This is a genomic window from Marinococcus sp. LNHM4E3-1, assembly GCF_056034405.1.
Map to the genome: position 1 here is coordinate 1 of NZ_JBQLID010000026.1, position 9,421 is coordinate 9,421.

General features: G+C 45.5%; 10 protein-coding genes and 1 pseudogene. 7 read left to right on the plus strand and 4 right to left on the minus strand.

Annotated elements, in window-relative coordinates:
* Positions 1–156: 156 nt before the first annotated feature.
* Both ACTRXI_RS16030 and ACTRXI_RS16035 read right to left on the minus strand, forming a co-directional pair.
* Positions 157–1,158, minus strand: a complete 1,002-nt coding sequence (locus ACTRXI_RS16030) for an NADP-dependent oxidoreductase (protein ID WP_474264220.1) — start codon at positions 1,156–1,158, stop codon at positions 157–159.
* A gap of 21 nt (positions 1,159–1,179) precedes the next feature.
* On the minus strand, positions 1,180–1,695 hold the full coding sequence (locus tag ACTRXI_RS16035; RefSeq protein WP_474264222.1) for a cupin domain-containing protein: 516 nt from the start codon (positions 1,693–1,695) through the stop codon (positions 1,180–1,182).
* Between the two features lie 165 nt (positions 1,696–1,860).
* Between ACTRXI_RS16035 and ACTRXI_RS16040 the strand changes: the two genes are divergently transcribed.
* The 3 genes from ACTRXI_RS16040 (at position 1,861) to ACTRXI_RS16050 (ending at position 3,653) form a co-directional block, all read left to right on the plus strand.
* The gene (locus tag ACTRXI_RS16040; protein ID WP_091616031.1) at positions 1,861–2,181 is read left to right on the plus strand and encodes a DUF2325 domain-containing protein; all 321 of its coding nucleotides are present in this window, start codon (positions 1,861–1,863) and stop codon (positions 2,179–2,181) included.
* Positions 2,182–2,199: 18 nt separating this feature from the next.
* Entirely contained in the window at positions 2,200–2,652 is a 453-nt protein-coding gene (locus tag ACTRXI_RS16045) for a hypothetical protein (RefSeq protein WP_474264224.1), read from the plus strand.
* Between the two features lie 101 nt (positions 2,653–2,753).
* A complete protein-coding gene (locus ACTRXI_RS16050; RefSeq protein WP_474264226.1) occupies positions 2,754–3,653 on the plus strand; it encodes a diacylglycerol/lipid kinase family protein in 900 nt (299 codons plus the stop codon).
* A 27-nt stretch (positions 3,654–3,680) separates the two neighbouring features.
* On the opposite strand, the gene ACTRXI_RS16055 is transcribed toward ACTRXI_RS16050, so the two are convergent.
* Positions 3,681–4,799 (minus strand): oxidoreductase, encoded by a 1,119-nt coding sequence (locus ACTRXI_RS16055; RefSeq protein ID WP_474264228.1) that lies wholly within the window; start codon positions 4,797–4,799, stop codon positions 3,681–3,683.
* Between the two features lie 218 nt (positions 4,800–5,017).
* On the opposite strand from ACTRXI_RS16055, the gene ACTRXI_RS16060 reads away from it, so the two are divergent.
* The 4 genes from ACTRXI_RS16060 (at position 5,018) to ACTRXI_RS16075 (ending at position 8,699) form a co-directional block, all read left to right on the plus strand.
* Positions 5,018–5,338 (plus strand): DUF3870 domain-containing protein, encoded by a 321-nt coding sequence (locus tag ACTRXI_RS16060; protein ID WP_091616040.1) that lies wholly within the window; start codon positions 5,018–5,020, stop codon positions 5,336–5,338.
* A gap of 98 nt (positions 5,339–5,436) precedes the next feature.
* Positions 5,437–6,597, plus strand: coding sequence for a DUF819 family protein (locus ACTRXI_RS16065; RefSeq protein ID WP_474264230.1), 1,161 nt, complete (start codon positions 5,437–5,439; stop codon positions 6,595–6,597).
* A 15-nt stretch (positions 6,598–6,612) separates the two neighbouring features.
* Entirely contained in the window at positions 6,613–7,698 is a 1,086-nt protein-coding gene (locus tag ACTRXI_RS16070) for a dipeptide epimerase (RefSeq protein ID WP_474264232.1), read from the plus strand.
* Positions 7,695–8,699, plus strand: a complete 1,005-nt coding sequence (locus tag ACTRXI_RS16075) for a C40 family peptidase (protein ID WP_474264234.1) — start codon at positions 7,695–7,697, stop codon at positions 8,697–8,699. The genes ACTRXI_RS16070 and ACTRXI_RS16075 overlap by 4 nt, the downstream gene beginning before the upstream one ends.
* Positions 8,700–8,830: 131 nt before the next feature.
* Here the strand turns inward: ACTRXI_RS16075 and ACTRXI_RS16080 are convergent.
* A pseudogene (locus ACTRXI_RS16080) lies at positions 8,831–9,421 on the minus strand (transposase); the annotation flags it as partial.

The window sequence follows — 9,421 nt, forward strand, 5'->3', positions numbered from 1 at the left end:
GGAGGCTTCTTTCTCCCTCAATGGCACAAACAAAGGCCTCCGAAATTCATTTTCGGAGGCCTTTGTCTACAATCTGAGCCGCCTATCCAATGTATGGATAGGCGGCTTTTTCGCAGTGTACCTCCTGCGGTACGTGAAAGCAGCGGCGTTTTGACTTTATTGGGAAACATCCACGAGCAGCTTGCCCGTGTTCCGGCCGGTGAACAAACCGATGAATGCTTCTGGAATACGATCAAACCCAGTGAGAATTGTTTCTTCATACTGAAGGTCCCCGGAAGCTACCCAGGCTGCAAGCTGTTTGGTTGCTTCTTCAAATTCATCAGCGTAATCGCCTACAATGAAGCCTTTCATCAAAGCGCTTGATTTAATGAGCTTGAATTGGACTCTCGGTCCGTAATTGTCCGGATCATTATACGTAGAGATTGCCCCGCACTGGACCACCCGGGCGAATTTATTTAAATGATCGAGCACAATATCGCTCATTTCGCCCCCGACGTTATCGAAGTATACGTCTACTTTGTCGGGACACGTCCGCTTGATGGCTTTTGTTAAATCTTCTGTTTTGTAATTAATTACTTCATCAAATCCAATGCTTTTCATATAATCCAGTTTTTCATCGGTACCTGCAATACCGACCACCCGGGCGCCCTGCATTTTGGCAATCTGGCCGGCAAGCGAACCAACAGCGCCGGCTCCCCCGGAGATAACGAACGTTTCTCCCTGCTTAGGCTGACCGATACTGAGCGTGCCGAAATAAGCAGTGAGTCCGGGCATGCCGACAGCGTTCAAATACGCAGAAACCGGAGCTGCTTCCGCCTGAACCTTTCGTACATCCGAAGCACTCACGTTAACGTATTGCTGCCACGGCAGATTGCCGGTCACGTAATCACCTTCGTTTAAAGAATCATCGCGGCTTTCAACCACCTTCGCAATGGCGCCGCCGGCAATTGGTTTGTGAAGCGGAAAAGGAGGGACGTATGATTCGCGGTCGTCCATTCTTCCTCTCATATAAGGATCCACAGAAATGTAAATCATTTGAAGAAGTACTTCTCCTTCAGCGGGAGCACCTATTTCTATATGCTTAAATGCAAATGTGTTTTTGTCAGGGAGGCCTTTTGGTCTTTCGTGTAAAAGTATTTGTCTCGTTTTTGTCGCCATTTTATACTAGCTTCCTTTCGTTTATGAAAAGTTTTTCCAATAAGTAAATAGTGGTCCGTCTAAGCCGAAAACGGGATCGGAATCGGGTAGAGGAACGCGGTAAATATTATTAATTTTTTCAGGGCGCTCGGAAGGGTCACCGGTACACATATCATAATCCGAGCCGCCTGGATAAGCACCAATAACTGCAAAGTCTTCACTCTGCTCAATGAGCTTATGGCCGTATCCAGCGGGAAGAATCAATATGTCGCCGTGTTTTACATTAAGCTGCCGCCCCTGTTCGCCACCTATATGCAAAAGGGCGGAACCACTTACGCAGCCAAGCACCTCATGCGAATTACTGTGATAATGATGGTATTTAAAGACACTTCCTTTCCATGCTCCCAGCCAGTTATTTTTATTAAAAAGTTCTTTAACATCCTCAGAGCCTGTGACAGTCTGTTCATAAACGAGCACAGGAAAACTAGGATGATTAGGTATTGTACCGTTATCTCCCACGGTAAATGTTTCTATATGAACTTCTTCGCGGCTTTTCATACAAGTACCTCCTTTTTTGACTGACTGGCGGTATACTCTCTCAAGTATATTCCACATAAAGACAGAATAAAAACTTCGGGCTCAGGAATAAACATTGACATTGAGAATCATTTTCAATAAACTATACATAATAAATGAGAATTGTTTTCAAATAGGAGGATAAACATGGACGGATTGATGATCATTGGGGCAGACAGACTGGGAGCCATTCCCGACCGGTTAAAAGAATTAGGCTTTCAGGACATCAAGCATGTCAGCGGGCGAAAAGTAAAAATGGTGCAAAAGGAAATCCCGCCAAATATTGATCTGGTGCTTGTGCTTACTGATTTCATCAATCACAATGTTTCCGCCAAGTTAAAGGAACGGGCCAAAAATCAAAATGTACCTATTTGTTATGCGAAAAGATCCTGGTGTTCTATTTATAAAGCATTGAGTAACAGTGACGAAGTGTGTGCAAAGTGCCCGATGCTTCAAAAATGTGATTAATGAAGGAGCGGTATAGAGATGAAAAAACAGCATCATGCGAAAAGAATAACGCCTGAAATTAATGATTTATTTATTTCTATTATTCAGAATGTAATGAAAGAATTAACTGGAGCAAAGATTGAGAGTCAGCTGGATGTAGTAAAATGTGTGAAAAAACATTGGAAAAAAATCGGTATTTCCTCGCCGGAACAGGAGTCGCAAAAAGTTGTGCTGTATGCAGCCCTGATGGATGAATGCCTGAAGGCTTACCGGAACATAAAGACGCTGCGGGGAGCACAGTTTATTTCTCTCGAAAAAGGAGGGGCCTGGCTTACCGGAAAAAACCCAAGGGAAGTGCATGTTTTGACATATACGGAAAGCGCAAGCATGAAATCGGTATGGAGACGCCAGCCGTGCCCGCCCGAAGCAGAGCGCATGTATTGGTCTAATTTATATACTGGCACCAGACGGATGATTTTGCACTGCAAATAGAAAGCATCTCCCTTGTTTTTTTCTCTCTGGAAATGGGAATATACGGTTAGCGTCTTCTAAATAAGAAGCCGTGTATTTGACAGGATAGGGGAGACGTTCATATGTATCAAAAAGCTTTACTTATTATTAACGGAAACAAAGACGTTAATGAAAAACAAAAGCAGTTAAATACATTTATCCAGGTATGGGGAACTTCCATTGTGGAGCTTGTTATCAGGCAGACACAATCCAAAGACGATGTGCGTGAAACGTGCGCTTCGATAGATGAACAGGTAGAGGCGGTATTTATTGCCGGCGGTGATGGGACAATTCATGAAAGCATCAACGGGCTGATGGAATCACCATATGCCCCTGATGTAGGCGTGCTCCCGTACGGCACCTGTAATGATTTCTCCAGGTCTCTCGGTTTGGCACAGAACCCAAAAAAGGCTATGACAGATATGCTCGAAAAGAATACGAAAGAAATTGATATAGGCTCCATGAATGAGCGTTTCTTTGCTAATTTTTACGGGATAGGTTTAATTGTGGAAACGTCGGAAAACATTGATGAAAACTTAAAAGGTGCTATCGGAAAGTTAAGCTATTTTATCAGCACACTGCAAACTGTTCAGAATCCGGAAGTGTTTTCTTATCAAATGAAAATTGACGGAGAAAACTATACTGGGGAAGCGGTAATGATTCTGATCATGAATGGCCACTCCATCGGTACAAACCAGGTGCCGGTAGGAGACACCACGATGCAGGATGAGCAGTTCGAAATCTTCATTATCCCGGAAGGCGGCAACAGCCTGATGAGAGAATTTTTTGCAACAATGGGGACTAAGGAAATTGATAATGAAAACAGTCCTATTGAGCATGTGCTTGGCAGAGATATTGAGTTGACTACAGATCCAGTAAAACAGGCAGACACGGACGGGGAGGTTTATACGGAAACGCCTGTGAAAATTAAGCTAGGGGAGAAAAAAATACGGTTTCTCGTTTCCGCAACCCCTGCACAATAGGAGAGGCCAATCCGGCCCCTCCTTTTTTTATTCTTTGAAGATGTTTTGTTCAAGCTCTGCTTCTTTCACATTAGCAAGCGGCTGCATAATAAGAGAAGGATCGAAGCTGTTCATCGACTGACCATGGAGAATGCGGTGGGGAGCGTCGGGATTAGCCAGGGCAGTTCTGCCGAGAGAAACAAAATCAGCAGCACTTTCATTGATGGCATGGGAGGATTTTTCGGGATCTCCAAGATTCCCATTGGCAACGACGGGTAGGCCACTGTATTCTTTAGCCGCCTGGGCCATGCTTAAGGTGTCATTTCCAAAGCCCTCGCCGAGGCCGTCGCCGTCTGTAGTATGAATATAATCGAGTGGCGTCTTCCCGAGCTCGGAGAATATGACTGTGGCGTCTGCTTCCCCTCCCGGCCAGCGGTAAGACCCATCCGTAACTTTGGCCTGCGAAATACGGATGCCAAGAATAGGAATCGGCCCTATGGCTTCGCGAACGGCTTCGACGACTTCATTAAGAAAGCGTACGCGATTTTCTACAGGACCGCCGTACTGGTCTGTACGTTTATTAGTGGATTCGGAAAGAAACTGATCAAGCAGATAGCCATTCGCCCCGTGAAGCTCTACACCGTCAAATCCTGCTTCTGCGGCACGGAGGGCTGCCTCCACAAATCCCTGCTTAGCGGTGTCCATATCATTTTCATCCATGGCCTTCGGGACGGGGAAAGCCCCCTGTCCGCCGTAGGAAGATACTTTTTCAGCGGGAGGCTGGACGGGAGAAGCAGAAGCAGTCTCGCTTGTGTATTGATTATACTGGGACTGAGCGCCGGCATGCATGAGCTGGGCAATCATTTTGCTTCCATGCTCTTTGACTGCTTGAGTAATCGGCTTCCATCCTTCCTGATGATGTTCATTGGCGAGTCCGGGCTGATTGGCGTATCCCTGGCTGTAGATTTCATCGGTGTAAATCCCCTCCGAAATAACAGCGGAAAAACCGCCAAGAGCATAACGCTCATAGTATCTGCGCATCCGGTCATTCGGCGTACCATCGTCATCTGCGCTAATCCGTGTCATCGGAGCGACAATCAGCTTGTTTTTAAAAATGTGGTTGCTTATATGCTGCTGGTTAAATAAAATATTTTCAACTTGGGACATACTACTCCTCCTAAATCTTCGTATCTTTCTCTACTATGTCTTTCCCTTTTTCAGCATTAGGAAACTGACTGAAAGTTCAAAAGCGAAGGATAAATAAAAATAAGAATTGCGTAATTTAGAAAAGTACGATATCATAATTTTCAAACATATTACTCCTCTGGTAAAAGGAACCTTTACCCAAAGCGTTCTTCTTTTAGCAATCAGGTGGTGAAAAACATTTGTACAACAAGAATACTATTTACATTGTGGGAGAGGCTAAATCTCCTTCGAATAACCCGATCACTGAACAATATCAGGTATTTTTTATTGGATTTGTAGTGGATACTCTAACGGATGAAATCCTGGAGGCAGAATGTTCTGCTATTCTTTCTTTAACAGCCCGGTTTGTAAAAGAAATATTCGCAGGAGCTTCGATTCAGGAAAGTGAGCATCTTGTAGAAATTATTCAAAAACGTTATCACGGCTCGTCCCAGAAAGCGATGATTGTTGCCCTGCGCAACGCCAGCTTAAAGTATAAGCAAATAAAGGCTGATATGTAAGCAGTGCTGCTTTATCTTACCGGATAAAACCCAGCAAAGAGATCTTTTCTCTTTGCTGGGTTTATTTATATTTAACAATCTAAAGGAGGTTATTCAGCATGATAGAAAACGGAGCTCTTTACATTAGTGTTTTGATTGCGATGGTTGCACTTCTCGTAGGTACGGAAAAAGTGACAAAAAGTAAATTTTTTAAGTACGTACCTACAGTGGTGCTCATCTACATCGTTGCCGCTCTGTTGAACACCTTTGGGGTATTCAGTGGCTCCGAGGCTCTCGGTGAGTTAAATTCAGGCATACGTTCTCTTCTACTGCCGGCAATGATATTTCTATTTTTATTAAACTGTAACATTCTGCAGATTATCAAACTGGGGCCAAAAATGCTGCTTAGCTACGTTGTAGCTGTGATTAGTATAGTTGGCGGTTTTACGGTTACATATTATATTATGCAGGGTTTTTTAGACACGGAAACGTGGAAGGCTTTTGCAGCTCTGGCTGGTTCATGGACGGGAGGTTCAGCAAATCTTGTAGCGCTGCAGGGGATTCTTGAAGTCCCTGAGAATTTATTTGGCTATGCTTTAATTATGGATACAGTAAACTATTCGTTTTGGGTGATGCTTTTATTTTGGCTTGTTCCTTTCCAATTCGCATTCAACCGGTTTACAAAAGCGAAAACAGAAAGCATTGATCAGATGCAGTACAATTTGTCTCTTGAGGAAAAAGAAACAAAACCTCTAACATACGTAGAAATTATTGTCTGCTTAGGATTTTCTATGCTGGTAGCTTCGCTTGCCATTGCAGTAGGAAATACGCTTCCTGAAGCTGGTAATGCTGTGAATGCAACAACGTGGACGATATTAATTGTTACCGTTTTGGGTCTGGGTCTTGCTGTAACGCCGGTTGCCAGGTTAACGGGGACAATGGATATAGGCTATTTGATGCTTTACACGATCATAGCTCTAATTGCTTCCAACGCAGACTTTTCAAATATTGCTGAAGTTCCAGCGTATATTATCTCCGGATTTATGATTTTATTTTTCCACGGAGCTATTATGCTGCTTTTAGCAAAACTGTTCCGGCTTGACCTTTTTACCCTCGGCATCGCAAGTCTGGCCAATATTGGAGGTATGGCGTCTGCTCCGGTGCTTGCAGGAGCCTTCAGCCGTACTCTGGTCCCAATAGGCGTAATGATGGCATTAATTGGCTCATTTATGGGCACAGTCGTCGGTGTCGCGGTAGCGGAAATCTTATCAAGAATTTAAGAGGCGGGATGTTGAATGGAAATAGCTTCTCTTAAAACGAAAAGAAAAATCATTCCTTTGAATCGACCGTTTGTTACGTCCATAAGGACAGTTACAAGCATTGAAAATGTTGAAGTAAGTGTAATACTGACTGACGGTACTATAGGGAAAGGGGGAGCAGCTCCAGCTCTTGCTGTGACGGGAGAATCTCCTTCAAGCATCGAAACAGTTATTAACGGTCCGGCTGCAGAGGCACTTGCAGGAGCAGAAAACGAAGCTCTGCAGGAAAATGTACGGAGACTTAAGCAAAGCTGCTACGGGAACCTCAGTGCCAAAGCAGCAGTGGAAATGGCTGTTATAGATGCATTTGTTCAAAAGCGCCACTGCAGTCTCCTGCAGTGGCTGGGAGGAACACCGGCTGTATTTGAAAATGATATGACGATCAGTATGGAAGAACCAGCACAAATGAAAAATACAGCAGAACAATATATAAACGAAGGTTACCTCTATTTGAAAATGAAAGTCGGAGATGATATCAAAAAAGATCATCAAAGAATCCGCGCCATCACTGAAGTGCTTCCCCAAGGCGTCATGTTGAGGATTGATGCCAACCAGGGGTGGACTTCTAAAGAAGCAATAGCATTTATTCAGCAGCTTGAAAAAGAACACATCCCGGTACAGTTTATAGAACAGCCCGTAGCAGCCGATGACTGGGCCGGTTTAAAAAAAGTCACAGAATCTACCAGAACGCCTATTATGGCGGATGAAAGCTGTAAAACATATACAGATGCCAGCAGGCTCATCGAACAGCGTGCCTGCGACATGATTAATATTAAACTCATGAAATGCGGGGGACTGCTGGAGGCGTGGAAAATTGCTGATATTGCAGAAGCGTCGGGTGTTCCGTGCATGATGGGAAGCATGATGGAATCGACAATAAGCGTTTCGCCGGCAGCTGAGCTGGCGCTTGCCCATCCTAATATTAAGATGGTGGATTTGGATGCTCCAAAATGGCTGCAGGAAAATACTGTTACTGCCGTATCTTTTGAAGGGCATCAGGTACAAGCAATGAATTCCGCGCAGAGGGAGCATATCAAATATGAAAAGGGGGAACTGCGATGAAGAGAGGTCACTGGATTTCAACTGTTATGATTGCAGTTATAGGAGCAGCATTCACGGCCGGCTCTGCGAGTGCAGCAGAAGTGAATGAGACGGCTTATACAGAGGTGAGTACAATGACGATGTGGACGGAGCCGGATATTCTCCGGGAAATTGATCTTCCCTCAGCCTCCAACCCGGCCAGCCTGAATGAATGGACAGCGTCGATGAGCGTAGATGAAAAGCTCTGGCTCGTTGGGAATCTGGAAAGCCAGGCGTTGTTTGGCTCAAAGGTGCACGTTCTTGAAAAAAAGAATGGATGGGTAAAAGTAGCAGCGGAAGGCCAGGAGACTCCAAGAAATGAATTGGGTTATCCCGGGTGGGTCCCGGAAGAACAAATAACCGAGAGTAATCGGATGGAAAAATTAGAAGATGAACCATTTGCTCTCATTACTTCTCCAACCGCAGAATTAACTTATGATAAAAAGGGGAGAAAAAATTACAAAGACCTGAGCTATAACACCCGTTTACCGGTTGTAAAGGAGCATCAGGGAGAAGTCTTGGTAGCTACCCCTTCGGACGGAAATAAGTGGGTTGATGCATCAGATATTGAAATATATGATAGCGAGGAAGATATTCCATCCCCTGGGGCGGAGGATATTATTGCAGACGGAAAACAGTTTCTCGGCCTTCCATACCTATGGGCAGGGATGTCAGGGTTTGGATTTGACTGTTCAGGGTTCACACATACTATTTTTGCCGCTAATGGCATAGAAATTCCGAGAGATTCCAGTGTACAGGCAGAGCAAGGTCATCGAGTAGCTAAAGAAGACCTGGAGCCGGGGGATCTTTTGTTTTTCGCCTATGATAATGGGGAAGGACGGGTCCACCACGTCAGTATGTACATCGGCGGTGGTGACATGATTCATTCGCCGAATTCCCGGAGCGCAGTTGAAATCGTAAATCTGGAAGATTCCGGGTATGCAGATGAGTATGCGGGTGCAAGAAGATATTTAGATAAATAATTCGATATAAAAGAAAAGCGGGCCAGTCGCGGCCCGCTTCAGATTGTAGACAAAGGCCTCCGAAAATGGATTTCGGAGGCCTTTGTTGTGCCATCGAAAGAAAAAAGAAGCCCTAACAGACAAGCGCCTATTTGTCGCCACCGCCAGGTGGCGAGTTTTTTGAGATTCATCGCTGCATAAACAAGCATCGCCTGCGCAGAGTTTCTTGCCCCTCCGGCGAGGAGCGTCCAACGCAAGCCATGCTTTTGTTTGAGATCCGCAAAAATCCGTTCGATGGTTTCTTTTCGTTCCGCATAGGTTCTCCGGTTCCACGGGGTGTGTCGAAGGTGTTCGGCTTCGTCCAGATCGTCCTGCCAGACGTGGCGGAGGATCACCTTCCGGTGATCCCGGCTTTGGGTGCAGGTTTCAAGCAGCGGACAGGACTGACAAATGGCGGGATCCGAGACATACTCCTGATAGCCGTCCCGAGTCGTGGTGCGGTAGCGCAGGGCCTGATGCTCGGGACAGAGATACGCATCCAGGTAGGCATCATACACAAAGTCCTGTTTACGCAAACGTCCCGGCGGGCCCTTGGGACGGGTATAAGGCATGACCGGGCGGATGCCCTCTTCACGAAGCAGGTGAGCAATCGCCGGGGTTTTATACCCGGCATCCACCGCGACGGCATACGGGCGGCCCATCCGGGCCGTCACCTGGGCCAACAGATCATGAAAGACCCGGCT